The sequence below is a fragment of the Pseudomonas sp. MONT-RG-20F-20-E-7-02 genome (assembly GCF_022662395.1).
In the GTDB taxonomy this organism is placed as follows: Bacteria; Pseudomonadota; Gammaproteobacteria; order Pseudomonadales; family Pseudomonadaceae; genus Aquipseudomonas.
Genome location: NZ_JAKNQN010000006.1, coordinates 407,003 through 431,659 on the forward strand (window position 1 = coordinate 407,003; position 24,657 = coordinate 431,659).

Sequence of the window (24,657 nt, forward strand, 5' to 3'; positions counted from 1 at the left end):
GCTGAATGGTGCGCGATAAGGCAGCGGGATGATCCACCACCTTCTCAGTGGCGAGCGGGCTTGCCCCGCGCTGGGGCGCGAAGCGGCCCTAAAACCTGCCACCGCGATATACCTGACACTTTGCGGTGATTTTGCTGGGGCGGCTTCGCCACCCAACGCGGGGCAAGCCCGCTCGCCACAACAAGCCCGCTTGCCACAACAAACCCGCTCGCCACAGGAAGCCCCATGAGCAGCTCAGGAATAGGCTACGCGCGGCGCCGGCTGGCCCATCTGCTCGCGAAACGCCAGGTAATGCTTGAGCACCAGCACCGGCGCTTCAATCTGCGGGTAATGGCCGATATTGGCCAGCGACACCGTGTCAGCGTGCGGCACCAACTGGTGATAACGCTCCACCATGTGCGCGCCGGAGATCGGGTCGACTTCGCCATCGATCACACGCAAAGGCACTTCGCCACGCTGCATCGCATCCACCCAGCGCTCGCGCAATCGACGGCGCTGGGGAATGTAGGCGATCAGTTTGTGCAGGATGCGCGTACCGTCATTGCAATTGATCAGGCTCCAGAAATCATCCAGCGCGCTTTCACTGGGCCGCGTAGTCGGGCCGAAAATCTGGCTGAAACTGTTCGACAAGGCATTGCGCCCAAACGCGCGGCCGATCATCCAGCCGAGCGGGCTGAGCAGTAGCTTCTGCACAAGCGCCGGGCGATGGGTTTCCGGAAATAGCCCGCCATTGAGGAACACGCAGCTGGCCATCTGAAACCGGCCTTCGTAATGGCGGGCGAGCAGTTCCTGGGCGACGCTGTCGCCGTAGTCGTGGGCCAACACGTGCACCGGCTGCTCCACGCGCAGGTAGTCGAGCAACGCCTGTTGCAGATCGGCTTGTTCCAGCAGGCAATAGTCGTGGTCCAGCGGCTTGGCCGATTCGCCGAACCCCAGCATGTCGCACGCGATCACCAGGTTGCGCTGGGCCAGCGGCTGCCACAGGTAGTGCCAGTCCCAACTGGCGGTGGGGAAACCATGAATCAACAGCAGCGGTTCGCCCTGCCCGGCCACCCAGTAACGGATCTTACGGCCACGGAAGATGAATTCCTGGCTACGTTTGCGCCAGGCTCTGAGCGGGATTTCGGCGAGTGGCATCAGCTTTTATACCCGGGATCTTGCAGGTCCAATTTACGCAGCAGCGCCGGCCAGGCCAGCGCGCCCCCCATACCTTGGGCACTCTTTGTGACAGCCGCCACCATGGCCTTGGCGCCCGCAAGAATCTGCGGCTCGATGCTAATCAATTCGGCCGCGCCATTTTGCGCCAGCACCTGGATATCGCAGGCGCGCTGGAAGGTGAACATCATCAGGAACGTGTCGGCGATGGTGCCGCCGCAGGTCAGCAGGCCATGGTTGTGCAGCATCAGGAAATTGTTTTCGCCCAGGTCTGCCTGCAGGCGCGCCTTTTCTTCAGGGTTCAGCGCCACGCCTTCGTAGGCGTGATAGGCCAGGCTGGCAAGCACGAACAACGATTGCTGGCTGATCGGCAAAACGCCCTGCTTCTGGGTGGAGACGGCCACACCCGACGGTGTGTGGGTGTGTATCACGCACGCCACATCGTGGCGCACTGCATGGATGGCACTGTGAATCGTGTAGCCCGCAGGGTTGATCTCGTAGGGGCTGTCCATCAGCTTGTTGCCGGCCTGATCAACCTTGACCAGGCTTGAGGCGGTGATTTCGTGGAACATCAGCCCGTAGGGGTTGATCAGAAAGTCATCGGTGCCCGGCACCTTGGCGGAAATATGCGTGAAGATCAGGTCATCCCAGCCATGCAATGCCACCAGGCGATAGCAGGCCGCCAGGTCGACACGGGCTTGCCATTCGGCAGCGCTGACCTGGTCTTTGACATTCTGTGGCGATAGAACGGGGGCTAGGCTCACGGTAACGACCTCCTTGGCACATTTTCTTATTATTTTTTGAGTGAGGGGCCAGTCTAGTCAGACGACGTAGCGGAAGGAGTTGCCTTCGCAGCCAGCTTGATGACTGAGCGAGTCACCCAAGAGAATAGTCCATGGGGCGTCAGAGAAGCGCCGCCAATAAAGGCACGGCGAACAGGTTGAGCAAGCCCGTCAGCACCATCACCAGCCCCGCCACCGAGCCTTCTTCGCCGCCCACTTCCCGCGCGCGGCTGACGCCCGCGCCATGGGCGCCCACACCAAACAATGCACCACGCGCCAAGGGCGTACGCAGCGGCAACCATTTAAGCAGCACGCCGCCGAGCATGGCGCCGAACACGCCGGTGAACATCACAAACACGGCGGTGAGTTCCGGTACGCCACCGAGGTCAGAGGACACCGGCATGGCAAACGGTGTGGTGATCGAACGCGGCAACAACGACATCGTCACCGAACTGTTCAACGCCAGCGCCTTGGCCAGCCCGAACGAGGTGCCGATAGAGGCCGCGCTGCCCGCGACCATCCCCAGTAGCAACGCCGACCAATGCCGCGCCAACAGGCGGCGCTGCTGCCAGATCGGCACGGCAAACGCCACGGTCACCGGCCCCAGCACCAGCATCAGCCAATGGGTGTCGGTGGCGTATTCGGCGTAGGCGGTTTTCATCGGCACGGCCACCGCCAGCAACAGCGCGGGCACCAGGATCAACGGCGATAGCAGGTAGCGCCCGGTGCGACGATAGATCCAGCGACTGAAGATGTAGGCGCCCAGGGTCAGGGCGAGCCAGAACACTGGCATCAGTTCAAGCTTCACGGCGCATGCTCCAGCGGCAGACCATCTCGACGGTGAACGCCGTCACCAGCATCACCGACAGCGTGCTGAAGCCGATCACCAGCAGGATGCGCCAGCCGTCATTGCGCACCAGGCCGCCGTAATCGAGCAGGCTCATCAGCGCCGGGATAAAGAACAGCAGCATTTCCGCCATCAATACACCGGCGCCCAATTGCAGGGTCGCCGGCTTGACCAGGCCATTGGCGAAGCTCGCCAGCAACAGGCCCAGGCCGACCACGCCGCCGGGAATCGGCCACCCGAACCACACCGACAGTTGAGTGCCGAGCAGGTAGATAGCCAGCAGTACGACCAACTCCGTCAGCAGACGGCCAAGGTGTTTGAAGGTGAAACGTTTCATGAGCTTTGGGTCCTCGCAGGCGCCCATTTTAAAGAGACCGCCCCTATCCCCACAGCGAATTGTTAGACTGCTGACTATTCCAAACTGGAATCGAAGCGATGGAATTCAAACAGCTGCGCAGTTTTGTCGAAGTGATTCACCGCGGCGGCTTTACCCAGGCCGGTAAAACCTTGCACATCAGCCAATCGGCCGTCAGCAAGCAGGTGGCGCAGCTGGAGCAAAGCCTGGGCACACCGCTGCTGGAACGCACGGGCTCGCACATTCGCCTGACGGCCGCTGGCGAGGTGGTGTTGCAGCGCGCCGAGGCCATGTTGCGCCTGCAAACCGAATTGCTCAGCGAACTGGATGATATGCAGCAACTGGCCCGCGGCGAACTGCGCCTGGGTCTGCCGCTGTTGGCAGGCGATACGTTGTTTGCCGGGCTGTTTGCCGAGTACCGCAAGCGTTATCCCAAGGTCACCATTCAACTGCTCGAAGGCGGCAGCCGTACCATCGAGCAGGCGATTCTCAGTGGGGAGTTGGACGTGGGCGGCACCTTGATGCCCAGTGATCCGGCCTTCGCCTGGCAACCGTTTTGCGATGAGCCACTGGACGCCTTGCTGCCGATGGATCATCCATTGGCCGAAAACGCCCATGTGCGCCTGGAGGAATTGGCGGACACACCGTTCCTGATGTACCAGCGCAGTTTTGTCCTCAACGACCGGTTGATGCAGGCCTGTCAGCAATTGGGCTTTACGCCGAAGGAAATTGGCCGCAGTGGCCAGGCGGATTTTCTGGTCGCACTGGTCGCCGCCGGCCAAGGCGTGGTGCTGTTGCCCAGCGTGGTCGCCCGTGGGCTGGTGCGACCGGGCGTGGTACGCCTCACACTCAAGGCGCCCGACTACCTGCGCTGGGACATTGCCTTTATCTGGCGTGAAGGCGCCTATCTGTCCAAGGCCGCCCAGGCTTGGCTGGCGTTACTGCGTGAGTTTCCGGTCAACCGCGCAGTGCAGTGACCAGCTCGGCCAGCCACGGCTCGGCGTCAGCTTCCGGGGTGACGCTTTCGCTGGCGTCCAGGCGCAGCATCGGCAGCACTTCGTGTACGCCCAATTCGGCGAACAGCTCGCGCATTTGCTCGCCACCGCCACAGAAAGTGTCGCCGTAGCTGGCGTCGCCCAAGCCGATCACGGCACCGGGCAGGCCACGCCAGGCGGCGGGCAATTGGTCGCGGATGCTTGAATACAGCGGTTGCAGGTTGTCGGGCAGTTCGCCCATGCCGGTGGTGGAGGTCACCGCCAGAAAGGCCTCGGGGCCGAAGGCCTGCACGTCGGCCAGGGTCGCGCGAGGGTTGTGCCAGGCTTCAAAACCGGCCGCATTGAGGAGGCCGGCGGCGTGACGGGCAACTTCTTCAGCCGTGCCGTAGACCGAGCCGGAAAGGATGGCGACTTTCATCAATCTGATCCTGTGGTTGAGCGAAAGCGTGGGATATTAGCAGCTGACGCAAATTTTTCAGCGCACGCTGTGCAACATTCAACGCTCGCCCTCACTCCAAATTTCAATACCCGGCCATGGACCGCTCGATAATGATCAACGCCAAGCTGATGCAGATGGTCATCAATGCCTCCAACGACGGCATCGTCGTCGCCGAACGAGAAGGCAAAGACAAACCGCTGATCTACGTCAACCCTGCCTTCGAACGGCAGACTGGCTACACCCTCGACGAAATCCTCTATCAGGACTGCCGCTTCCTGCAGGCAGGCGACCGTGACCAGCCGGCACTGATAGCGATTCGTGAGGCCCTCACCAGTGGCGGTTCGTGCCGGGAAATCCTGCGCAACTATCGCAAGGACGGCACGCCGTTCTGGAACGAACTGTCGCTGTCGGCGGTTTATAACGAGGCCGACAAGCAGACGTATTATGTTGGCGTGCAAAAAGATGTCACCACCCAGGTGAAGGCGCAGCAGCGTGTCACCCAGCTGGAAGCGCAAGTGGCGCAACTTAAAGCGCAATTGGCGGCGCTCAAAACGACGAGCGGAAATAACTAAGTGTAGAAAATGCGGCCTTTAGGGCGATAATGGCTTTTTAATGTCTCATCGTTGAGCTACATCAATGCACCGCGACGCTCTATTGACGCAGGACGAACTGGATTTTATCCAGGACATGCAGCACAACCCGCAGCTCAACCTGCGGGATGCGTGGTCGAGCCTGACCGTCAATGGCGGTGCGCAGATTCGTGATTTGCTCACGCGGCTGGCCGCTCACGACCACGTCACCATCCAGGCGCAGTTCGACAATCAGCAACTCACCTTTCCGCTGCATCTGGTGGAAGACGAGTTTCATGCTGTGCATTTGCGCTTGGGCGTGCCGAGCATTTTTGAAGACGGCCCGATGATTCGGCCCTGGCGGCTGGCGCTTGAAACGCCAGTGGCGCTGGAGAACGTCAGGGGCAACCCGGGCGCTCTTTGGGTGCATGAAGTGTCATTCAAGGGCGTGCTGGTGGAAATTCGTGGCCGGGTCAAACCGCCGAAAACCTTTTCCCTGTGGTTCAGCCCGTCCGGTTACGAGCGCATTGCGCTGCGCGGCTCGCTGGAGCGGGAAACCGCCCGTGGCTTGTTCGCTTACCGCCTGAGCCAGAGTGATGCCGATGAAATCGAGCGCCTGCGCCAGTTCATTCTGCACCAGCACCGTCTGGTTCACCCGCACGTACACGCCTGATTTCAGCTATCCAACTGCCCACTGAGAAACTGCTGCAAACGCTGCTGCATCAGGCGCCCTTCACTGCCCAGGCAACCGATGGAAGACCCCGCAAGTTCATCCTGGGCCATGTCCGACGCGGCACCGGCAAGGAACAGCGGGCAATCCAGGGTCAACGCCAACCGGCTCAGGCGCCCTTGCAGGTCCTGAGTTTGTGAGTGGTTGGAGAACACGATCAGCGCCTGGGGGCGGGTCTTTTCACAGACCAGGGTCAGCTCATCCAACGGCTGGCCCATCTCCAGCACCCTCACGGACAAGTCATCCCGACTGATCAACAGCGCCGCCACCAGCAATTCCAATTGACGGCATTCACCGGGCATTGCAGCCAGCACGACCCGCAGCACCGGTGCGGCGCAGGCGTGCTGCAGACGTTGCGTGGCGTGCCCGCGCAGAAACGCATCGAAGAACAACCACTCGCTGGCCTGGCCGAAACGGCCCTGATGGCGATGCAGCTCATTCCAGAGCGGCATGAGGATATCTTGAAACGCCACACTGAGCGGGTACATCGAAAAAATCTGGCCGTACACATGCTCAAGCGTTCGATCATCGAAAGCGCTGACGGCCAGCTTCAACCGCGCTTGCCATTGCGGCCACTGCGCGTCCTCGCCGGTGTCTCGTTCAGCGCGCACGGCTGCTGCCTGCTGATCGTCACGAGCGAGAATCTTGCCGACCTTGCTGACGGCCACACCCCGTCCGATCCAATCGAGAATACGCTCGATTGTTTCAATATCGGCTTTGGAGTAGAGGCGGTGCCCGCTTTCGGTGCGCGTGGGCTGAATCAGCCCATAACGACGTTCCCAGGCGCGCAAGGTGACCGGGTTGACACCTGTCAATCTCGAGACTTCACGGATCGGCAACAGCTCATCGGAATCAGCGAGGTTGCGGTGGGTGATTTCACGAGTAGGAGCAGTAATCTCAGACATCAGCGGCCGGAAACATCCGTGTGGATTTGGATCCCATTTAACGCTTTTAGACTTGTCCTTTTCAAGGCCTGCTCTGTCAGACCAATGTCACTGGCGTATTTTTACAAAACAGGAATAATCCTTGCCTGTTTTTTCTACGTCGCTGCACCACCCCGCAGCCTCGTTCGTGTGCCACCTACCCGGTTCGGCGCACCCGTACATTTGGAGATACACAATGTCTACCTCTCCCGTCACCCTGATGGTTGCGCGCCGCGTGGCCAAAGGGCGCTATGAAGACCTGATGGCCTGGCTGCGCGAAGGCGAGCGCCTGGCCACTGACTTTCCCGGTTACCTGGGTTCCGGCGTGCTTGCACCGCCACCCAATGACGATGAATTCCAGATCATCTTCCGCTTCGCCGACGAAAAAACCCTGCATGCCTGGGAGTTCTCTGCCTCGCGCAGCGCCTGGCTAAGCCGGGGCAGCGAGCTGTTTGCGGACCCGTCCGAGCATCGCGTGAGCGGTATCGATGGCTGGTTCGGCGCCGTGGGTGCACGGCCGCCGCGCTGGAAACAGGCCGTGGCAATCTGGTTGGCGTTTTTCCCGGTGTCGCTGCTGTTCAACTTCGTCCTTGGGCCGCTGCTCAGCGAGCTGGCCCTGGCCCCGCGCGTGCTGGTCAGCACCATGGCGCTCACGCCGCTGATGGTTTACTGGTTCATCCCGCTGTCGACGCACCTGCTGGCGAGCTGGCTGCACCCCGCCCCGCCACCACGCAAGGTCACCGAAGCCGCCGCTTGAGTACAGGGGCGCCCGGTCGCTGGTATAGTTTCAACCTGCCAGCGACTTGAGCCTCCCATGACTGCAACAGACGCCCCGATCCTGATCACCGGTGCCGGCCAGCGTGTCGGCCTGCACTGCGCCGAACGCCTGTTGGACGAGGGCCATGCGGTGATTTTCAGCTACCGCAGCGAACGCCCGGGCGTTGACAGACTGCGTGAGCGTGGCGCGATCGGCGTGTTTGCCGACTTCTCCAGCGAGGCCGGGATTCTGGCCTTCATCGCCGAGCTGAAAACCCACACCGACAGCCTGCGTGCGATCATCCACAACGCCTCGGCATGGGTCGCAGAAACACCCGGCGACGAAAGCCGCGCGTTTACCGACATGTTCAGCGTGCACATGCTTGCGCCGTACCTGATCAACCTGCATTGTTCACCTTTGCTGCAACGCTCGACACCTGCCGATATCGTGCATATCAGCGACGACGTGGTGCGCAAGGGCAGCCGCCAGCACATTGCCTATTGCGCCACCAAAGCCGGGCTCGACAGCCTTACGCTGTCGTTTGCCGCGCAGTTCGCGCCGCTGATCAAGGTCAACGGTATTGCGCCGGCCATGGTGATGTTCAACGAGGGCGACGACGCGGCTTATCGCGCCAAGGTCCTGGCCAAGTCCGCACTGGGCATCGAGCCCGGGCCCGAGGTGATCTACCAGAGCGTGCGTTACCTGCTGGACAACCCTTATGTCACTGGAACCACCCTGACCGTCAACGGCGGGCGGCATATCAAGTAAGCCGTTTGTGAGGATGTTGTATGACCTTGTCCCTGCCCCAACACTACCGCGAGATCCTCATAGGCCTGGGCGAAGACCCGGAACGCGAAGGCTTGCTCGACACCCCCAAGCGCGCCGCCAAGGCCATGCAGTACCTGTGTCACGGCTACGAGCAGAACCTGAACGAAATCGTCAACGGCGCGCTGTTCGCCTCCGACAACGACGAGATGGTGATCCTCAAGGACATTGAGCTGTATTCGCTGTGCGAGCACCACCTGTTGCCGTTTATCGGCAAGGCCCATGTAGCCTATATTCCGACCGGCAAGGTGCTGGGCCTGTCGAAGCTGGCGCGCATTGTGGACATGTATGCGCGGCGCCTGCAGATTCAGGAAAACCTCACACGGCAAATCGCCGATGCTATCCAGCAAGTCACCCAGGCCGCCGGCGTGGCGGTGGTGATCGAAGCCAAGCACATGTGCATGATGATGCGCGGTGTGGAAAAACAGAATTCAACCATGAACACCTCGGTGATGCTCGGCGCCTTCCGCGAGTCGAACACCACGCGCATGGAGTTCCTGCAACTGATTGGACGGAGCAAGTAGCAATGCCACAACTTCAACCAGGCATGGCGCGCATCCGGGTCAAGGACCTGTGCCTGCGCACCTTTATCGGCATCAACGAGGACGAGATCCTCAACAAGCAGGACGTGCTGATCAACCTGACCATCCTGTATGCCGCTCAGGAAGCGGTGCGCGATAACGACATCGACCACGCGCTGAACTACCGCACCATCACCAAGGCCATCATCGCCCACGTCGAAGGCAACCGCTTCGCCCTGCTGGAGCGCCTGACCCAGGAACTGCTGGACCTGGTGATGAGCAACGAGTCGGTGCTGTACGCCGAAGTCGAAGTGGACAAACCCCATGCGCTGCGCTTTGCCGAGTCGGTTTCCATTACCCTGGCGGCCAGCCGCTAACCCCTGAATCTGCGTGAGCCCTATGAACGATCAACAACGCCTCGAACTTGAAGCCGCCGCCTTCCGCCGGCTGGTGGCCCACCTGGACAGCCGCAAGGATGTGCAGAACATCGACCTGATGAACCTCTCGGGCTTCTGCCGTAACTGCTTGTCGAAGTGGTACAAGGCCGAGGCCGACGAGCGCCACATCGAGCTGAGCCTCGATGACGCCCGTGAAGTGGTGTACGGCATGCCGTACGCCGAGTGGAAAGCCCAATACCAGAAAGAAGCCAGCGCCGACCAACAGGCGGCGTTTGCCAAAGGAAAAACCCATGACTGACCTGAACACCCTGCGCACCAGCCTCAACAGCGGCGAACACGTGTTTGCCGACACCCTGGCTTTTGTCGCTGCCGGTTACGACTACCAGCCGCAAGCCTTTACCAATGGCAGCGTGGAGAACGCCGCCGGGCACAACGAAGGTTCGTGCAAGACCCTGGGCCTCGCGCTGCTGGAAGGTCTGAGCGACCAGGAAGCGCTGCTGGCGTTTGGTGAGCATTATCGTTCGGTGGTGGCAACGCCTGAGGGCAGTGACCATGGCAATATTCGGGCGTTGATCCAACATGGATTGGCCGGTGTGAAATTCACCGCGCAGCCTCTGACCCGCCGCTGATTTAATGTGATAACCCGGTTAATGTGGGAGCCGGGCTTGCCCGCGATGACCGTGGTGACTGACACATCGCTATCGCAGGCAAGCCAGCTCCCACAGTGATTGGGTTAACACATCGCAATTGTGGCGCTGATTAACCCCAGCGCATAAAAAAACCGGCCTCGCAGCCGGTTTTTTCATTTCAACGGGTTTAGAACGAAGCGTCCTTCAAACCGTCGAGGTAACGCTCGGCATCCAGGGCCGCCATGCAACCGGCGCCGGCCGAGGTGATGGCCTGGCGGTAGACGTGGTCTGCGACGTCACCGGCGGCAAAGATGCCTTCGATGTTGGTCGCGGTGGCGTTGCCTTCTCGGCCGCCTTGCACCACCAGGTAGCCGTCTTTGGCTTCCAGCACGCCTTCGAACAACGAGGTGTTCGGGGTGTGGCCGATGGCGATGAACACGCCGTCGACTTTCAGCTCATCGAAGCTGCCGTCGTTGTTTTTCAGGCGAGCACCGGTCACGCCCATGTTGTCGCCCAGGACTTCGTCGAGGGTGGCGTTGAGCTTGAGGATGATCTTGCCTTCAGCAACACGGGCGTGCAGCTTGTCGATCAGGATCTTCTCGGCGCGGAAGGTCTCGCGGCGGTGAACCAGGGTCACGGTGCTGGCGATGTTGGCCAGGTACAGCGCTTCTTCCACGGCAGTGTTGCCGCCACCGACCACGGCGACCGGCTTGTTGCGATAGAAGAAACCGTCGCAGGTCGCGCAGGCGGAAACGCCCTTGCCCATGAACGCGTCTTCCGACGGCAGGCCCAGGTAACGGGCGCTGGCACCGGTGGCGATGATCAGTGCGTCACAGGTGTAGACGCCGCTGTCGCCAGTCAGGCTGTAAGGCTTTTTCGAAAAGTCGACTTTGTTGATGTGGTCAAAGACGATCTCGGTTTCAAAGCGCTCGGCGTGTTCTTTCATACGCTCCATCAGCACCGGGCCGGTCAGGCCGTGGACATCGCCCGGCCAGTTGTCGACTTCAGTGGTGGTGGTCAACTGACCGCCCGCCTGCATGCCGGTGATCAGCAGCGGCTTGAGGTTGGCCCGCGCAGCGTAGACGGCAGCGCTGTAACCGGCAGGGCCGGAACCGAGAATAATCACTCGCGAATGACGGGTATCAGACATGACTCACTCCTATCGACCGCCCGGACAACACAGGACGGCTGGAATAAAAAAGGACCGCGAAGCACTTGGGGAAGTGCTTGAACTCGCAGGCCCTGAAAAATAATGGGTGCAGCTTATCGAGGGGGGCAAGATTAAGGAAATACGGAATAACAATCCAGCTCATAGGTGGTCTCTATGCAGTCCACCGGATTAATCGACGCCATTGTTACCATAGATGTCGCCGCTTCCGCACTGAATGCAAAGTCGGTAAGGTCGGCGCGTTCGCCCTTTTTGCTCGGAGTTCTCCATGCCCGCCCCTGCTCTTTCCGGCCCGCAATACCTGCGTGAAGGCCTCAAGCTGGTGCTCAGCCCAGGCCTGCGCCTGTTTGTGCTGTTGCCACTGGCAATCAACCTGGTGCTGTTCGTCGGTTTGATCTACTTCGCCGGCCATCAGTTCAGCCTGTGGGTCGACACCTTGATGCCAACGCTGCCGGGCTGGCTGAGTTTTCTCAGCTACATCCTGTGGCCACTGTTCGTGGTGCTGGTGGTGCTGATGGTGTTTTTCACCTTCACCATGCTGGCGAATATCATCGCCGCGCCGTTCAACGGCTTTCTCGCGGAAAAAGTCGAAGTGGTGGTGCGTGGCACCGACGACTTCCCGCCGTTCAGTTGGGGTGAATTGGTGGCGATGGTGCCGCGCACACTGGCGCGGGAAATGCGCAAACTGGGCTACTTTCTGCCCCGCGCCATTGGCCTGTTTATCCTGTCGTTCATTCCGGTGGTCAACCTGATCGCCGCGCCGCTATGGCTGCTGTTCGGCGTGTGGATGATGGCGATCCAGTACATCGACTACCCGGCGGACAACCACAAGCTGGGCTGGAACGAAATGCTCGCCTGGCTGCGCCAGAAGCGCTGGCAGAGCATGAGCTTCGGTGGGATTGTTTACCTGGTGTTGCTGGTGCCGGTGGTCAACCTGCTGATGATGCCCGCAGCGGTGGCCGGGGCGACGTTGTTCTGGGTGCGTGAACAAGGCGCCGAGGCAATGGCGACGCAAAAACTGACCAAGTCATAAATCCATCATGCCGATGACACAATGACGACATGGCCCACGGTGACACTGTGGGTCATGACGACAGCCTCGCTTCACATCACTTTGATTACCGAAACCTTCCCGCCAGAGATCAACGGGGTGGCCAATACCCTTGGCCGCCTGTGTGAGGGTTTGCGCGCGCGCGGCCATCAGGTCGAGTTGGTGCGCCCACGCCAGGGCAGCGATCAAAGCCGCCCCAGCGACGACGCCTTATTGCTGTGCCGTGGCTGGCCGCTGCCGGGCTACCCGGGCCTGCAATGGGGCCAGTCGTCGATGCACAAGTTGCTGCGGCGCTGGACTCGCCAGCGCCCCGACGTTCTTTACATCGCCACCGAAGGGCCGCTGGGCCTGTCGGCGTTGCGTGCGGCGCGGCGCCTGGGGATCAGCGTGGTCAGTGGTTTCCACACCAACTTCCAGCAGTACTCGAACCAATACGGTCTGAGCCTGCTCAGCCGCATGGTCACGCACTACCTGCGCTGGTTTCATAACCGCTCGACATTGACGTTGGTCCCCAGCACCAGTCAACGCCTGGAGTTGGAACGTCGGCAATTCGAGCGCTTGGGGATGTTGGCACGTGGGGTCGACAGCCAGTTGTTTCACCCCGCCAAACGCGACAACGCACTGCGTGAAAGCTGGGCGCTGAACAGTGAGCAAATCGCCGTGCTGCATGTCGGCCGACTGGCGCAGGAGAAGAATCTGGGGCTGCTCAAGCGCTGTTTCGAGACCTTGCAAGACACCTATCCACTGCGCCAGATGAAACTGATCATCGTCGGCGACGGCCCACAACGGGCGATGCTGGAAAAGGAACTGCCCGAGGCAATTTTCTGCGGCACCTTGCGCGGCGAAGAACTGGCCCGACATTACGCGTCTGGCGACGTGTTCCTGTTCCCCAGCCTGACCGAGACATTCGGCAATGTGGTGCTGGAAGCCATGGCCTCGGGATTGGGGGTGGTGGCTTACGACCAGGCGGCCGCGACCCAGCACATTCGCCATGGTTACAACGGCGTGCTGGCGATGCCAGGCGATGAAGAGGCGTTTTGCGACGCTGCCAATTGGCTGCTGGAAGATGCAGAAAGTTTGCGCCGTATGCGCCTCAATGCCCGCCAACACGCGAGCCGCCAGGGCTGGCCGGCGATTATCGAGCAGTTTGAACGGCAGTTACGCGGGGTGTGCGGCGAGCAGCCGGTGATTGCCGGAGAGTCGCGCTTGATTTGACGTAATCGCTATCGCGGGCAAGCCCGGCTCCCACATTGGAACGCATTTTCCTGTGGGAGCCGGGCTTGCCCGCGATGGCGTCGGAGCAAACGCCCGTTACACCAGGGTCGTTAACGCCTCACGACTGAACGGCAGGATGTCGCCCTCGCGACCTTCGCGCACCTTCAGCGCCCAATCCGGGTCCACCAGCAGCGCACGGCCTACGGCAACCAGGTCGAACTCGTCGTTGTTCAGGCGCTCCAGCAGTTTTTCCAGGCTGGCTGGTTGTGCAACCTTGTCAGTGTTGACCATAAATTGCAGGAACTCGCCGTCCAGGCCGACGCTGCCCACGGTGATGGTCGGCTTGCCGGTGAGCTGACGGGTCCAGCCGGCCAGGTTGAGGTCGGAGCCTTCGAATTCCGGCTCCCAGAAACGGCGAGTGGAGCAGTGGAAGATATCCACGCCAGCGTCGGACAACGGCTTGAGGAATTCGCCCAAGGCTTCCGGGGTTTGCACCAGGCGTGCGGTGTAGTCCTGCTGCTTCCACTGCGAGAAACGCAGGATGATCGGGAAGTCCGGGCCTACAGCGGCGCGAGTGGCCCGGATCAGCTCGATGGCAAACCGCGAACGGTTGGCCAGGCTGCCACCGTATTCGTCGGTGCGCTGGTTGGTGCCTTCCCAGAAAAACTGGTCGACCAGGTAACCGTGGGCGCCGTGGATTTCCACGCCGTCCATGCCGATGCTCTGGGCATCCTTGGCGGCTTGGGCGAACGCGTTGATCACATCCTTGATGTCTTGGGTGGTCATGCCGTGCACGACCACCTTGCCGTCCTTGAGTTTCTCCATCGGGCCGTAGGCCGGTACGCTGGCGTCGGGCTCAGTGCCGATACGGCGCACGCTGCCCACGTGCCACAGTTGCGGGACGATCTTGCCGCCCTCTGCGTGCACGGCGTCGACCACTTTCTTCCAGCCGGCCAGCGCGGCCTCACCGTAAAAATGCGGGACGTTCGGGTAGCCATTGGAGGCTTGATGGCCAACCACGGTGCCTTCGGTAATGATCAGGCCCACGCCGGCAGCGGCGCGGCGACGGTAGTACTCGATGACTTTGGAATTGGGTACGCCACCCGGCGAGAAGGAACGAGTCATCGGCGCCATGACCACACGGGTCGAAAGCTGCAGTGCACCGAGCTGGAAGGGTTTGAACAAGGCTTGGACAGGCATGGGAGCACTCCACATCAGAGGGATTTATGATGTAGATAATATTGTCGGTGCGAAGTCCTGGGTAGCACTATTGATCTGGGTGATTAAGGGGTAGTAGTCGCGAGGGACTTGGGACTGCTGCGCAGCCCAGCGGGAAAAAGCTCCCTCGCCACAGGGGGCCGATTCAGCTCAGGGCTTTTTCAATGGCCTGGATGATCGTCGGATCATCTGGTGCGGTACGTGGGGAGAATCGCGCCAGCACGCGGCCATCTTTGCCGAGCAGGAATTTCTCGAAATTCCAGGTGATATCCCCCGGAAATTCCGCGCCCTCACCCGCCAGCAAACGATACAACTGATGACGATCGTGGCCGTTAACGTCGAGCTTGCTGCCCAACGGGAACGTCACGCCATAGTTCAGGCTGCAGAATTGCTGGATTTCTTCTTCGGTGCCCGGCTCCTGACCCGCAAACTGGTTGCACGGCAGCCCCAGCACGGTAAAACCCTGGCCCTTGTATTGCTGGTAGAGGTTTTCCAACGCCGCGTATTGCGGGGTCAAGCCACATTTGGAGGCCACGTTGACCACCAGCACCACTTGCCCCTTGAAGGGCGCCAGCGGCAGCTCTTGTCCGTCCAAAGCTTTGAGTTTCAGGTCGTGGAAAGCACTCATGACGAACTCCAGATATCCCATGTTCTTCGCATTGCGACCGTTCGAGATTACAGACCGCAAGCCTGCAATCATAGACGCCGATTACAAAACTCGCCTGCAGACTACTGAGCGGTCGGCCAGGGCAAAATCGGAATCGCGGTAACCGCGTTTTGCGGGCTGCCTTCGATCAAGCGGTCGCTGTAGACCAGGTAAACCAGGGTATTGCGCTTCTTGTCGAGAAAACGCACCACCTGCATGGTCTTGAACACCAGCGAGGTGCGCTCCTTGAACACTTCGTCGCCGTCCTTGAGCTCGCCTTTGAAATGAATCGGGCCGACCTGACGGCAGGCAATCGAGGCCTCGGCGCGATCTTCGGCCAGGCCCAGCCCGCCTTTCACGCCGCCCGTCTTGGCGCGTGACAGGTAGCAGGTCACGCCGTCGACCTTGGGGTCATCAAACGCCTCGACCACGATTCGGTCGTTGGGGCCGACAAATTTGAACACCGTCGACACCTGGCCAATCTCTTCGGCCGAGGCCAGCAGTGGCAGGGCCAGCAACAGGCCGAGTAAACCTTTTATGACGCGCATCGTGTATTCCTTTGTTTAGACCAGGATCAGGTTATCGCGGTGAACCAGTTCCGGTTCAGCCATGTAACCTAATAGTCCGACAATCGCGTCAGACGATTGTCCAATGATTTTCTGTGCTTCAAGCGCGCTGTAGTTGGCCAGGCCACGGGCGATCTCACGACCGTCGGGCGCCACACACACCACCATCTCACCACGGCGGAAGCTGCCCTGCACCAACTTGACGCCGACCGGCAGCAAGCTCTTGTTGCCTTGGGACAACGCCGACACGGCGCCATCGTCCAGCACCAAGGTGCCGCGGGTTTGCAGATGCCCGGCCAGCCACTGCTTGCGCGCCGCGAGCATGCCGCGTTCCGGCGACAGCAGCGTACCGATGCGCTCACCCGCCTTGAGGCGATCCAGCACGCGTTCCAGGCGCCCACCGACGATGATAGTGTGCGCACCGGAACGCGCAGCCAGGCGCGCGGCGCGCAGCTTGGTCTGCATGCCGCCACGCCCCAGGGCGCCGCCAACGCTGCCGGCCACGGCGTCCAGCGCTGGGTCATCGGCGCGCGCCTCATAAATAAGCTGGGCGTCGGGGTTGTTGCGTGGGTCGGCGTCGAACATGCCGTCGCGGTCGGTCAGAATCACCAGCAGGTCGGCTTCGACCAGGTTGGCCACCAGCGCGGCCAGGGTGTCGTTGTCGCCGAAGCGGATTTCGTCGGTGACCACCGTGTCATTCTCGTTGATCACCGGGATAACCTTGAGCTCGACCAACGCACGCAAGGTGCTGCGGGCGTTGAGGTAGCGCTTGCGGTCGGACAGGTCGTCGTGGGTCAGCAGGATCTGCGCCGTATGGCGGCCGTGCTCGGCAAAGCTGGATTCCCAGGCTTGCACCAGGCCCATCTGGCCGATGGCGGCGGCGGCTTGCAGTTCGTGCATCGCGCTGGGTCGCGCGGTCCAGCCGAGGCGGCTCATCCCGGCGGCAACTGCCCCGGACGACACCAGCACCAACTCGACACCGGCCTCATGCAAGGCCACCATCTGCTCGACCCACACGCTCATGGCTGCGCGATCCAGACCTTTGCCATCTGCCGTCAGCAGCGCACTGCCGATCTTCACGACCCAGCGCTGCGCACCTGTCACTTTGCTCCGCATCATCTTCAACCTTAGATTGAGGGCAGCGCGACCCAGCGCCGCCCATAACGTTATTAGTGACTACGTATATCCAGATACCAAAACGCCGCTCCAGAGAGCGGCGTTTAAGTTTATCGCAACCGATCAGTCGCGCACGTAAATGATTTCCGGACCGTCTTCATCATCCACGTCTTCTTCGTCCCAATCATCGTCGCCGATGTCATGGACAGACTTCACGCCGCTGCGACGCAGGGCACGCTGGTCGTCCAGGGCTTGCAGCTGGGCACGGGCTTCGTCTTCGATCTGCTGGTCGAGTTCAGCCAGTTCTGCCTTGTATACCGGGTCAGCCGCAAGGCGGTCGGCGCGGTCTTCGAGGTAGCGCATGATGTCGCGGGTCAGGCGCTCGGTGCCTTCTTTGGCGATGGCCGAGATCACGTAGACCGGACCTTCCCACTCCAGGCGGTCGACGATTTCCTTGACGCGCTCTTCGTGCTCTTCTTCGAGGATCTGGTCGCACTTGTTCAGCACCAACCAGCGATCACGCTCGGCCAGGGCCGGGCTGAACTTGGTCAGCTCGCTGACGATCACTTCGGCGGCGTCCGCTGCACTGGTGTCATCCAGCGGCGCCATGTCGACGAGGTGCAGCAGCAAACGGGTACGCGACAAGTGCTTGAGGAAGCGAATCCCCAGGCCTGCACCGTCGGAAGCACCTTCGATCAGGCCGGGAATGTCGGCGATCACGAAGCTTTTCCAGCGGTCGACGCTGACCACGCCCAGGTTTGGCACCAGGGTGGTGAACGGGTAGTCGGCGACTTTCGGCTTGGCGGCCGAGACCGAACGGATGAAGGTACTTTTGCCGGCGTTCGGCAGGCCCAACAGGCCCACGTCAGCGAGTACTTTCATTTCCAGCTTCAAGTCACGCTGCTCGCCCGGCTTGCCCGGCGTGGTCTGGCGTGGTGCACGGTTGGTACTGGACTTGAATCGGGTGTTACCCAGACCGTGCCAGCCGCCCTGCACAACCATCAGCTTCTGGCCGGCCTTGGTCAGGTCGCCAATCACTTCCTGGGTAGCGGAATCGATGATCGTGGTGCCGACCGGTACGCGCAGTACCAGGTCTTCGCCTTTTTTACCGGTGCAGTCGGTGCTGCCGCCGTTGGAGCCACGCTCGGCATCGAAGTGCCGGGTGTAACGGTAGTCGACCAGGGTGTTGAGGTTTTCGTCGGCCATCATGTAGATGGAGCCGCCGTCACCGCCGTCACCGCCGTTGGGACCACCGTTTTCGATGAATTTTTCGCGACGGAAACTCATGCAACCGTTACCGCCGTCGCCTGCTTTTACTCGGATGGAAACTTCATCAACGAACTTCATAACAAAACGCCTCTCGTCGCATGGACGAGCTTAAGAAACCAAGACATAAGACTCTTGCAAAAATGAGCGCAGCGACCTCAAACAACAACCGCCTATCCAGCGCTTGAGCTCATTACAAACAGCTTTGCAAGAGACTCACTCCACAAACGAAAAAGCCCCGTCGCGAGACAGGGCTTTTCCAGCGATCGCGCAATTAAGCGGCGACAACGCTCACGTAACGGCGGTTGAACGCGCCTTTTACTTCAAACTTGATCACGCCTTCGATTTTAGCGAAGAGGGTGTGATCTTTACCCATGCCAACACCGTAACCGGCGTGGAATTGGGTGCCGCGCTGACGCACGATGATGTTGCCCGGAATGATTTTCTGGCCGCCATACATCTTCACGCCAAGGCGTTTGGCTTCTGAGTCGCGACCGTTACGTGTACTACCACCAGCTTTTTTGTGTGCCATGAGTCAATTCTCCTAGTGAGGAATTAGGCTGAAATTAAGCCTGAATACCGGTGATTTTGATCTCGGTGTACCACTGGCGGTGGCCCATACGCTTCATGTGGTGCTTACGACGACGGAACTTGATGATGCGGACTTTATCGTGACGACCTTGGGAGATCACTTCAGCCACAACGGTAGCGCCAGCAACAACTGGAGCGCCGATGTTCACGTCATCGCCATTGGCGACCAACAGAACGCGATCAAAGGTAACGGATTCGCCAGTAGCGACTTCCAGTTTTTCGATCTTCAGGTATTCACCTGGGGCGACCTTGTATTGCTTGCCACCAGTAACAATTACTGCGTACGACATGGTATTTCTCCGATAATCCTGCTCACCCAGCGCTTTATAAGAAGAGGTATTGGCTGGCATGGCTGCATGGGATGGACGTCCCGAATGCAATTGCGTAAGGCAGGTGCTGCCCAGGAAGTTCAGGGTGCGCGATTGTACGCAAGGTAAATGGGTGATGCAAGTGGCCGTCTATCGCGCCTTGACAGTGCCGGGCCTGGGTCCTAGCATGCCGCGCAACCCTTCTGGAGCGACTGTCGCTGATGCAACCCCAAGCTTTCTACCGCGCGGTCGCGGACGATTTTAGCGCCGTCGACGGCATCATCAAGCAGCAGCTGACGTCTAAAGTGCCGCTGGTCTCCAAAATTGGCGACTATATTACGTCGGCGGGCGGCAAACGCCTGCGTCCTTTATTAGTGTTGCTGTGCGGCAAAGCCCTGGGCCGCGAAGGCGACGACCTGCGCCTGCTGGCCGCCACTATCGAATTTTTGCACACCGCCACCTTGCTGCATGACGACGTGGTCGACATGTCCGGCATGCGCCGTGGTCGCGAGACGGCCAATGCGATGTGGGGCAATGCCCCCAGCGTACTGGTGGGCGACTTCCTGTACTCGCGCTCGTTCGAAATGATGGTCGAGCTGGGCTCGATGCCGGTGATGAAGATTCTTTCACAAGCCACGCGCATCATCGCCGAGGGCGAAGTGTTGCAGCTGTCGAAGGTCCGCGACGCCAGCACCACCGAAGAAACCTATATGGAAGTGATTCGCGGCAAAACCGCAATGCTCTTCGAGGCCTCGACCCACAGTGCCGCTGCCCTGTGTGGCGCGACTGTCGAACAGTCCGAAGCCCTGCGCACCTTTGGCGATCACTTGGGTGTGGCGTTCCAACTGGTCGACGACCTGCTCGATTATAAGGGCGACGCCGAGACACTGGGCAAGAACGTCGGTGACGACCTGGCCGAAGGCAAGCCAACGCTGCCGCTGATCTACACCATGCGCGAAGGCACGCCGGAACAGGCTGCCCTGGTGCGCAAGGCGATCCAGAAAGGCGGGATCGAAGACCTGGAAGCCATCCGTGCAGCCGTGGAAGCCTCCGGCTCCCTGGAATACACCGCGCAACTGGCGCGTGACTATGTGGCCCGTGCCATCAAGTGCCTGGACGCCCTGCCTGCCAGCGAATACCGCGACGCGCTGGTTGAGTTGAGTGAGTTTGCGGTCGCGCGTACTCACTGATTCCTAGCTGAATAATGTGGGAGCTGGCTTGCCTGCGATGACTGTAGTGAACTCACTACCGCTATCGCAGGCAAGCCAGCTCCCACATTGCACCGAGTCCCCGCCCCTCTCTTGCAATAAACCTTATATAATGTGCGACTTTTAGCCATCCTGACTTTCAAGGAGCTTTAGTGAGCACGTTGCCACCCTGCCCGAAATGCAATTCCGAATACACCTACGAAGACGGCGCCCAGCTGATCTGCCCGGAATGCGCCCATGAGTGGTCCGCCAATGGCGAGGCCGAAGCAGCCGGCGATGAAACCGTGAAGAAAGACTCTGTAGGCAACGTCCTGCAAGACGGCGACACCATCACTGTCATCAAAGACCTCAAGGTCAAAGGCACGTCCCTGGTGGTCAAGGTCGGCACCAAGGTCAAGAACATCCGCCTGTGCGACGGCGACCACGATATCGATTGCAAGATCGACGGTATCGGCCCGATGAAACTCAAGTCCGAGTTCGTCCGTAAAGTCTGATTCTGCTGCATCCATCCCGCGCCCGCCGCGGGATGGCGTTCCGCCCTCCCCGTTGATCGAACGCAATATCCACACAGAAAAACCTGGAAACCGCCAATAGGCACTTGCTATTCTACGAATAAGAATTATTCTCATTGAAACTTATCAAGGAGAACGACCATGACTTATTTGATAGATGCCTGGCTGGACCGGCCACACCCTTACCTGCGAATCCTGCATCGGGAAACCGGGGAAGTCTGTGCGGTGCTGGAGGAAGAAGCGTTGAATGAACTGCAGGACCAGGGCGACCTGGACGTCAACGGCCTGAGTTCCAGTGAGCCTGGGGTGCTGAAGGAAGTAGTGCGCAACCTGTTTCTGTTCTGCTATGCCCGAGCGTTGCGCCCGGCCACGGAGTTGAATGGCAAGTTCCATCCATGATTGACCACCCGAAGCCTGAATGCACCCGCTCTATGTGGGAGCTGGCTTGCCTGCGATAGCATCAACTCGGTAAGACTTTAGACCGAGTCGTCTGCATCGCGAGCAAGCCCGGCTCCCACACAAGGCCAGGTGCAACCATCAGCAGGTCTTACAGAACGTCAAGCAGCTCGACGTCGAACACCAGAACGCTGTGCGGCGGAATGCTGCCAACGCCTTGAGCGCCGTAAGCCAGTTCGCTCGGCACGTACAGACGCCATTTGCTGCCGGCATTCATCAGTTGCAGGGCTTCGGTCCAGCCGGCGATCACGCCGCCAACCGGGAATTCTGCAGGCTGGCCGCGCTCGTAGGAGCTGTCGAACACAGTGCCGTCGATCAGGGTGCCGTGGTAGTGGGTACGCACTTGGTCTTCACGGGTCGGCTTGGCGCCGCTACCCGCGGTCAGCACTTCAAATTGCAGGCCGGAAGCCAGGGTGGTGATGCCGTCACGCTTGGCGTTTTCAGCCAGGAACGCCAAACCAGCGCCAGCAGCCGCTTCAGCCTTGGCAGCCGCTTCGGCTTGCATGATTTCGCGGATAACTTTGAAGCTGGCCGCCATTTGCTCTTGGTCAACGCGGCTTGGTTTGCCTGCGAACGCGTCGGTCAGGCCGGCCAGGATCGCATCAATGCTCACGCCCGGTGGCGGGTTGTCGCGCAGTTGGTCGCCCAACTGACGGCCGATACCGTAGCTGACGCGGGTTTCGTCGGTGGACAGATTAACTTCGGACATGAAGAGGCTCCGCTGTAGGACAACACGATTTCCCGTGCCATCCAAAACTAAAAGGGCCAGCAGACTAGCACACAAGGCCTGCCCGTGATGAGCCCCTGCCCTACGCCATAAGCCACACGGCGATCGCAACCCTTCGTCGCACCCGGATTAAAAATATTTCAGAATCACCTGACGCCGCCGATACAGCCCTACACACTTTGGCTGGCTCAAACAAAAAAACACCGTCCAGCAGACACACATCATTCTTGCGGAGCATTCGATGAATAGCTGGTTCGGCAACATCAGCGTCAACCTTAAACTCGGCCTGGGCTTCGGCCTGGTGCTGGTCCTCACCTCGATCCTGGCACTGACCGGCTGGACCAGCCTGGGCGGCTTGATCGACCGCAGCAACTGGATGAGCGACATCACCCAGCTCAACGCCTCGCTGACCAAGCTGCGCATCGTGCGCCTGCAATACATGCTGGCTAACGGCGATGAAGCGGTGGCACAGAACGTCCAGACTAATCTCGACGCCTTCGCCGCCCAGCAACAGAAGCTGCTGGACAGCTTCAAGAGCCCGGAAAACCTCAAGCTGCTCAACGAGCAGAAAGCCGTCATCACCGCGTATCAGCAGTCCTTGAACAAAATGCGTGAGGCCTACCGCAACGGTAACGCCGCGCGCCAGGTCATGGGCGACAAGGCCGACATCGCCAACGCCCAGATCGACGCGCTGGAAACCACTGTGCAGCAGATGCCTGACAGTCCGGAGCGCTTCACCCAGTACCAGGCCGTCACTCACGCCAAGGAAGACTTCCAGTTGAGCCGCTACGAAGTGCGCGGCTATACCAACAGTCCCAGCGCAGAGACCGAAGCCCGCGCCGCCGCACAGATTGAAAAAGCCATCAGCGGTTTGAAAAATCTCAGCGCCGCATTCGGCGCCAGCCAACAAAGCGCATTGACCTCGCTGGAAACCGCGCTGGGTGCCTATCGCAGCGCCGTGCAAAGCTACAAGGCCGCCAACGCCAACATCGTCAGCGCCCGTGCGGAAATGACCACCCAAGGCGCCGATATCGTCACCATCAGCGACAAGCTATACGACATCCAACTGGATCGCCGTGACGCCGAAAGCGCCCAGGCCCGCAGCCTGCAACTGATCAGCACCTTGCTGGCCCTGCTGGTCGGCGTCATCGCGGCACTGGTCATTACCCGCCAGATCACTCGCCCGATCCAGGAAACCCTGGCCGTGGTGGAGCGCATCGCTTCCGGCGACCTGAGCCACAACATCCAGGTCACCCGTCGTGATGAATTGGGCGTGTTGCAACAAGGCATCCAGCGCATGGGCACCACCCTGCGTGAATTGATCAGCGGTATCCGCGATGGCGTAACCCAAATCGCCAGCGCCGCCGAAGAGCTGTCGGCGGTTACCGAACAGACCAGCGCCGGCGTGAACAGCCAGAAGATCGAGACCGATCAAGTCGCCACGGCGATGCACGAAATGACTGCCACTGTGCAGGAAGTCGCACGCAACGCCGAGCAGGCCTCGCTGGCCGCTGCCGATGCCGATGGCCAAGCCCGCGCGGGCGACAAAGTAGTGGCCGAGGCCATCGCCCAGATCGAACGCCTGGCGGCTGAAGTGGCACGTTCCACCGACGCCATGACGCACCTGCAACAAGAGAGCAACAAGATCGGCAGCGTGATGGATGTGATCAAGGCGGTGGCCGAACAAACCAACCTGCTGGCACTCAACGCCGCGATTGAAGCCGCGCGCGCCGGTGAAGCCGGTCGTGGCTTTGCCGTGGTCGCCGACGAAGTCCGTGGCCTGGCCCAACGCACCCAGAAATCCACCGAAGAAATCGAAGGCCTGGTGGCCGGTCTGCAGAACGGCACCCAGCAAGTCGCCACCGTGATGAACAACAGCCGCAGCCTCACCGACAGCAGCGTCGAGCTGACGCGCAAGGCCGGTGTGTCGCTGGAAAATATCACCCGTACGGTGTCGAACATCCAGTCGATGAACCAGCAGATTGCAGCCGCGGCCGAACAGCAGAGTGCCGTGGCTGAAGAGATCAGCCGCAGCATTGTGAACGTGCGTGATGTGTCCGAGCAGACCGCCACGGCGAGTGACGAGACAGCCAAGTCGAGCGTGGAACTGGCGCGTTTGGGCAGCCAGTTGCAGCAGATGGTCAGCCATTTCCGGGTTTAAAAAACCAAAAAGCCGCCTCGGCGTAAACCGAGGCGGCTCCACTTCTCAGACCTTACAGGTCATCGAAGCTGTCCCGCAGGAATGTCCACACGTGATAAACACGCACGGCATTCACTACGAGGTTCCACGTACGTCGTGAAAACTTAGACATACTCGGCCCTCCCTGAGTTGGGCCTTACCTCCAGCACACTTACCGGAACACGTGGGCCTTTGGACGCGGGTCGATGCGCCCTTTGAGGTGGCCGGGCTAGTGGTCCTTCCGCATCAATCCGGCACGGATTACTAGCCCGTGGCGGTCGGTCCAGAATTCGCGCGCATACCTGGCTCACCTAAAAAGCGACAAACGTAGAACGGGGAAGATGCTAACCAACATTCCCGTCTGAGGTGTGTCAAACAGTGGTCAAATATCCAGCATCTATCGGTAGATTCATTACAAGTTTTTGCAGTCAAATCCGCGTATGGATAAAGACCGAAAAGCACTCCCTGCCAACCATACTTTCCGGCTTGCGTGACGACGTGACTG

At 60.3% G+C, this 24,657-nt stretch carries 30 protein-coding genes; 15 read left to right on the top strand and 15 right to left on the bottom strand.

Annotation, left to right across the window (positions count from 1 at the left end; all coding sequences use genetic code 11):
• Positions 1–234 precede the first annotated feature (234 nt).
• The 4 genes from L8I05_RS19720 to L8I05_RS19735 form a co-directional block, all read right to left on the bottom strand.
• Positions 235–1,137, bottom strand: a complete 903-nt coding sequence (locus tag L8I05_RS19720; protein ID WP_242171102.1) for an alpha/beta hydrolase — start codon at positions 1,135–1,137, stop codon at positions 235–237.
• A complete protein-coding gene (locus L8I05_RS19725) occupies positions 1,137–1,919 on the bottom strand; it encodes a class II aldolase/adducin family protein (protein WP_242171103.1) in 783 nt (260 codons plus the stop codon). Before L8I05_RS19725 ends, L8I05_RS19720 begins: the two co-directional genes overlap by 1 nt.
• A 139-nt stretch (positions 1,920–2,058) precedes the next feature.
• Entirely contained in the window at positions 2,059–2,745 is a 687-nt protein-coding gene (locus L8I05_RS19730) for an LrgB family protein (protein ID WP_159959781.1), read from the bottom strand.
• Positions 2,735–3,121 (bottom strand): CidA/LrgA family protein, encoded by a 387-nt coding sequence (locus L8I05_RS19735; protein ID WP_242171105.1) that lies wholly within the window; start codon positions 3,119–3,121, stop codon positions 2,735–2,737. The genes L8I05_RS19730 and L8I05_RS19735 overlap by 11 nt, the downstream gene beginning before the upstream one ends.
• Positions 3,122–3,219: 98 nt before the next feature.
• Between L8I05_RS19735 and L8I05_RS19740 the strand changes: the two genes are divergently transcribed.
• Complete coding sequence (locus L8I05_RS19740; RefSeq protein WP_159959785.1) at positions 3,220–4,116, top strand: LysR family transcriptional regulator; 897 nt, start codon at positions 3,220–3,222, stop codon at positions 4,114–4,116.
• Here the strand turns inward: L8I05_RS19740 and L8I05_RS19745 are convergent.
• A complete protein-coding gene (locus L8I05_RS19745; protein WP_242171106.1) occupies positions 4,097–4,552 on the bottom strand; it encodes a flavodoxin in 456 nt (151 codons plus the stop codon). The two genes, L8I05_RS19740 and L8I05_RS19745, sit on opposite strands and share 20 nt — an antisense overlap.
• A 131-nt stretch (positions 4,553–4,683) precedes the next feature.
• On the opposite strand from L8I05_RS19745, the gene L8I05_RS19750 reads away from it, so the two are divergent.
• Both L8I05_RS19750 and L8I05_RS19755 read left to right on the top strand, forming a co-directional pair.
• Positions 4,684–5,145, top strand: a complete 462-nt coding sequence (locus tag L8I05_RS19750; protein ID WP_242171107.1) for a PAS domain-containing protein — start codon at positions 4,684–4,686, stop codon at positions 5,143–5,145.
• A gap of 64 nt (positions 5,146–5,209) precedes the next feature.
• On the top strand, positions 5,210–5,815 hold the full coding sequence (locus L8I05_RS19755) for a hypothetical protein (protein WP_159959791.1): 606 nt from the start codon (positions 5,210–5,212) through the stop codon (positions 5,813–5,815).
• Positions 5,816–5,817: 2 nt separating this feature from the next.
• On the opposite strand, the gene L8I05_RS19760 is transcribed toward L8I05_RS19755, so the two are convergent.
• Positions 5,818–6,777, bottom strand: coding sequence for a MerR family transcriptional regulator (locus L8I05_RS19760; RefSeq protein ID WP_242171108.1), 960 nt, complete (start codon positions 6,775–6,777; stop codon positions 5,818–5,820).
• Positions 6,778–6,991: 214 nt separating this feature from the next.
• On the opposite strand from L8I05_RS19760, the gene L8I05_RS19765 reads away from it, so the two are divergent.
• Genes L8I05_RS19765 through L8I05_RS19790 form a run of 6 tightly spaced genes read left to right on the top strand, consistent with a single transcriptional unit; the run spans position 6,992 to position 9,925 of the window.
• Complete coding sequence (locus L8I05_RS19765; RefSeq protein ID WP_242171109.1) at positions 6,992–7,552, top strand: antibiotic biosynthesis monooxygenase; 561 nt, start codon at positions 6,992–6,994, stop codon at positions 7,550–7,552.
• A gap of 57 nt (positions 7,553–7,609) precedes the next feature.
• Positions 7,610–8,320, top strand: a complete 711-nt coding sequence (gene folM / locus L8I05_RS19770) for a dihydromonapterin reductase (protein ID WP_242171110.1) — start codon at positions 7,610–7,612, stop codon at positions 8,318–8,320.
• 20 nt (positions 8,321–8,340) lie between these two features.
• Positions 8,341–8,901 (top strand): GTP cyclohydrolase I FolE, encoded by a 561-nt coding sequence (gene folE, locus L8I05_RS19775; protein ID WP_242171111.1) that lies wholly within the window; start codon positions 8,341–8,343, stop codon positions 8,899–8,901.
• A 2-nt stretch (positions 8,902–8,903) separates the two neighbouring features.
• Positions 8,904–9,275: a dihydroneopterin triphosphate 2'-epimerase gene (folX, locus tag L8I05_RS19780; protein ID WP_003194073.1), complete on the top strand. Its 372-nt coding sequence runs from the start codon at positions 8,904–8,906 to the stop codon at positions 9,273–9,275.
• Between the two features lie 22 nt (positions 9,276–9,297).
• On the top strand, positions 9,298–9,594 hold the full coding sequence (locus L8I05_RS19785) for a DUF1244 domain-containing protein (RefSeq protein ID WP_065908484.1): 297 nt from the start codon (positions 9,298–9,300) through the stop codon (positions 9,592–9,594).
• Entirely contained in the window at positions 9,587–9,925 is a 339-nt protein-coding gene (locus tag L8I05_RS19790; protein WP_242171113.1) for a HopJ type III effector protein, read from the top strand. The genes L8I05_RS19785 and L8I05_RS19790 overlap by 8 nt, the downstream gene beginning before the upstream one ends.
• A 187-nt stretch (positions 9,926–10,112) precedes the next feature.
• Here L8I05_RS19790 and trxB read toward each other — a convergent pair whose 3' ends face one another.
• Positions 10,113–11,075, bottom strand: a complete 963-nt coding sequence (gene trxB, locus L8I05_RS19795; protein ID WP_242171115.1) for a thioredoxin-disulfide reductase — start codon at positions 11,073–11,075, stop codon at positions 10,113–10,115.
• 286 nt (positions 11,076–11,361) lie between these two features.
• On the opposite strand from trxB, the gene cysZ reads away from it, so the two are divergent.
• A complete protein-coding gene (gene cysZ / locus L8I05_RS19800) occupies positions 11,362–12,126 on the top strand; it encodes a sulfate transporter CysZ (RefSeq protein ID WP_177019145.1) in 765 nt (254 codons plus the stop codon).
• Positions 12,127–12,180: 54 nt separating this feature from the next.
• Positions 12,181–13,359, top strand: coding sequence for a glycosyltransferase family 1 protein (locus L8I05_RS19805; RefSeq protein WP_242171118.1), 1,179 nt, complete (start codon positions 12,181–12,183; stop codon positions 13,357–13,359).
• A gap of 96 nt (positions 13,360–13,455) precedes the next feature.
• On the opposite strand, the gene L8I05_RS19810 is transcribed toward L8I05_RS19805, so the two are convergent.
• The 7 genes from L8I05_RS19810 to rplU all read right to left on the bottom strand — a co-directional run bounded on the left by L8I05_RS19810 (position 13,456) and on the right by rplU (position 19,052).
• Complete coding sequence (locus L8I05_RS19810) at positions 13,456–14,559, bottom strand: NADH:flavin oxidoreductase (protein WP_242171121.1); 1,104 nt, start codon at positions 14,557–14,559, stop codon at positions 13,456–13,458.
• Positions 14,560–14,722: 163 nt separating this feature from the next.
• Positions 14,723–15,205, bottom strand: coding sequence for a glutathione peroxidase (locus tag L8I05_RS19815; protein WP_177019142.1), 483 nt, complete (start codon positions 15,203–15,205; stop codon positions 14,723–14,725).
• A 101-nt stretch (positions 15,206–15,306) separates the two neighbouring features.
• Complete coding sequence (locus L8I05_RS19820) at positions 15,307–15,771, bottom strand: CreA family protein (protein WP_159959813.1); 465 nt, start codon at positions 15,769–15,771, stop codon at positions 15,307–15,309.
• Positions 15,772–15,786: 15 nt separating this feature from the next.
• A complete protein-coding gene (gene proB / locus L8I05_RS19825) occupies positions 15,787–16,905 on the bottom strand; it encodes a glutamate 5-kinase (RefSeq protein ID WP_026013771.1) in 1,119 nt (372 codons plus the stop codon).
• 123 nt (positions 16,906–17,028) lie between these two features.
• Complete coding sequence (gene cgtA / locus L8I05_RS19830) at positions 17,029–18,252, bottom strand: Obg family GTPase CgtA (protein WP_242171123.1); 1,224 nt, start codon at positions 18,250–18,252, stop codon at positions 17,029–17,031.
• A 193-nt stretch (positions 18,253–18,445) separates the two neighbouring features.
• Positions 18,446–18,703 (bottom strand): 50S ribosomal protein L27, encoded by a 258-nt coding sequence (gene rpmA, locus L8I05_RS19835; RefSeq protein ID WP_003176049.1) that lies wholly within the window; start codon positions 18,701–18,703, stop codon positions 18,446–18,448.
• 34 nt (positions 18,704–18,737) lie between these two features.
• Positions 18,738–19,052 (bottom strand): 50S ribosomal protein L21, encoded by a 315-nt coding sequence (rplU, locus tag L8I05_RS19840; protein ID WP_007950961.1) that lies wholly within the window; start codon positions 19,050–19,052, stop codon positions 18,738–18,740.
• 239 nt (positions 19,053–19,291) lie between these two features.
• On the opposite strand from rplU, the gene L8I05_RS19845 reads away from it, so the two are divergent.
• The 3 genes from L8I05_RS19845 (at position 19,292) to L8I05_RS19855 (ending at position 21,189) form a co-directional block, all read left to right on the top strand.
• Positions 19,292–20,260 carry a polyprenyl synthetase family protein gene (locus tag L8I05_RS19845; protein WP_159959816.1) on the top strand — a complete coding sequence of 323 codons (969 nt, stop codon included), beginning with the start codon at positions 19,292–19,294 and terminating at the stop codon, positions 20,258–20,260.
• Positions 20,261–20,430: 170 nt separating this feature from the next.
• Positions 20,431–20,772, top strand: coding sequence for a zinc ribbon domain-containing protein YjdM (locus L8I05_RS19850; RefSeq protein WP_017254008.1), 342 nt, complete (start codon positions 20,431–20,433; stop codon positions 20,770–20,772).
• Positions 20,773–20,931: 159 nt separating this feature from the next.
• Complete coding sequence (locus L8I05_RS19855; protein ID WP_003194088.1) at positions 20,932–21,189, top strand: hypothetical protein; 258 nt, start codon at positions 20,932–20,934, stop codon at positions 21,187–21,189.
• Positions 21,190–21,337: 148 nt separating this feature from the next.
• Here L8I05_RS19855 and L8I05_RS19860 read toward each other — a convergent pair whose 3' ends face one another.
• On the bottom strand, positions 21,338–21,955 hold the full coding sequence (locus L8I05_RS19860; RefSeq protein WP_159959818.1) for an FKBP-type peptidyl-prolyl cis-trans isomerase: 618 nt from the start codon (positions 21,953–21,955) through the stop codon (positions 21,338–21,340).
• Between the two features lie 259 nt (positions 21,956–22,214).
• Here L8I05_RS19860 and L8I05_RS19865 point away from each other — a divergent pair, with 259 nt between their 5' ends.
• Positions 22,215–24,134 (top strand): methyl-accepting chemotaxis protein, encoded by a 1,920-nt coding sequence (locus tag L8I05_RS19865; RefSeq protein ID WP_242171125.1) that lies wholly within the window; start codon positions 22,215–22,217, stop codon positions 24,132–24,134.
• Positions 24,135–24,657 lie beyond the last annotated feature (523 nt).

Bases quoted from the DNA above. Each gene is read 5' to 3' on its own strand.
- L8I05_RS19720 (WP_242171102.1), bottom strand. From the start codon at position 1,137: ATGCCACTCGCCGAAATCCCGCTCAGAGCCTGGCGCAAACGTAGCCAG.
- L8I05_RS19735 (WP_242171105.1), bottom strand. From the start codon at position 3,121: ATGAAACGTTTCACCTTCAAACACCTTGGCCGTCTGCTGACGGAGTTG.
- L8I05_RS19740 (WP_159959785.1), top strand. From the start codon at position 3,220: ATGGAATTCAAACAGCTGCGCAGTTTTGTCGAAGTGATTCACCGCGGC.
- L8I05_RS19745 (WP_242171106.1), bottom strand. From the start codon at position 4,552: ATGAAAGTCGCCATCCTTTCCGGCTCGGTCTACGGCACGGCTGAAGAA.
- L8I05_RS19750 (WP_242171107.1), top strand. From the start codon at position 4,684: ATGATCAACGCCAAGCTGATGCAGATGGTCATCAATGCCTCCAACGAC.
- L8I05_RS19755 (WP_159959791.1), top strand. From the start codon at position 5,210: ATGCACCGCGACGCTCTATTGACGCAGGACGAACTGGATTTTATCCAG.
- L8I05_RS19760 (WP_242171108.1), bottom strand. From the start codon at position 6,777: ATGTCTGAGATTACTGCTCCTACTCGTGAAATCACCCACCGCAACCTC.
- L8I05_RS19765 (WP_242171109.1), top strand. From the start codon at position 6,992: ATGTCTACCTCTCCCGTCACCCTGATGGTTGCGCGCCGCGTGGCCAAA.
- folM (WP_242171110.1), top strand. From the start codon at position 7,610: ATGACTGCAACAGACGCCCCGATCCTGATCACCGGTGCCGGCCAGCGT.
- folE (WP_242171111.1), top strand. From the start codon at position 8,341: ATGACCTTGTCCCTGCCCCAACACTACCGCGAGATCCTCATAGGCCTG.
- folX (WP_003194073.1), top strand. From the start codon at position 8,904: ATGCCACAACTTCAACCAGGCATGGCGCGCATCCGGGTCAAGGACCTG.
- L8I05_RS19785 (WP_065908484.1), top strand. From the start codon at position 9,298: ATGAACGATCAACAACGCCTCGAACTTGAAGCCGCCGCCTTCCGCCGG.
- L8I05_RS19790 (WP_242171113.1), top strand. From the start codon at position 9,587: ATGACTGACCTGAACACCCTGCGCACCAGCCTCAACAGCGGCGAACAC.
- trxB (WP_242171115.1), bottom strand. From the start codon at position 11,075: ATGTCTGATACCCGTCATTCGCGAGTGATTATTCTCGGTTCCGGCCCT.
- cysZ (WP_177019145.1), top strand. From the start codon at position 11,362: ATGCCCGCCCCTGCTCTTTCCGGCCCGCAATACCTGCGTGAAGGCCTC.
- L8I05_RS19805 (WP_242171118.1), top strand. From the start codon at position 12,181: ATGACGACAGCCTCGCTTCACATCACTTTGATTACCGAAACCTTCCCG.
- L8I05_RS19810 (WP_242171121.1), bottom strand. From the start codon at position 14,559: ATGCCTGTCCAAGCCTTGTTCAAACCCTTCCAGCTCGGTGCACTGCAG.
- L8I05_RS19815 (WP_177019142.1), bottom strand. From the start codon at position 15,205: ATGAGTGCTTTCCACGACCTGAAACTCAAAGCTTTGGACGGACAAGAG.
- L8I05_RS19820 (WP_159959813.1), bottom strand. From the start codon at position 15,771: ATGCGCGTCATAAAAGGTTTACTCGGCCTGTTGCTGGCCCTGCCACTG.
- proB (WP_026013771.1), bottom strand. From the start codon at position 16,905: ATGCGGAGCAAAGTGACAGGTGCGCAGCGCTGGGTCGTGAAGATCGGC.
- cgtA (WP_242171123.1), bottom strand. From the start codon at position 18,252: ATGAAGTTCGTTGATGAAGTTTCCATCCGAGTAAAAGCAGGCGACGGC.
- rpmA (WP_003176049.1), bottom strand. From the start codon at position 18,703: ATGGCACACAAAAAAGCTGGTGGTAGTACACGTAACGGTCGCGACTCA.
- rplU (WP_007950961.1), bottom strand. From the start codon at position 19,052: ATGTCGTACGCAGTAATTGTTACTGGTGGCAAGCAATACAAGGTCGCC.
- L8I05_RS19845 (WP_159959816.1), top strand. From the start codon at position 19,292: ATGCAACCCCAAGCTTTCTACCGCGCGGTCGCGGACGATTTTAGCGCC.
- L8I05_RS19855 (WP_003194088.1), top strand. From the start codon at position 20,932: ATGACTTATTTGATAGATGCCTGGCTGGACCGGCCACACCCTTACCTG.
- L8I05_RS19860 (WP_159959818.1), bottom strand. From the start codon at position 21,955: ATGTCCGAAGTTAATCTGTCCACCGACGAAACCCGCGTCAGCTACGGT.
- L8I05_RS19865 (WP_242171125.1), top strand. From the start codon at position 22,215: ATGAATAGCTGGTTCGGCAACATCAGCGTCAACCTTAAACTCGGCCTG.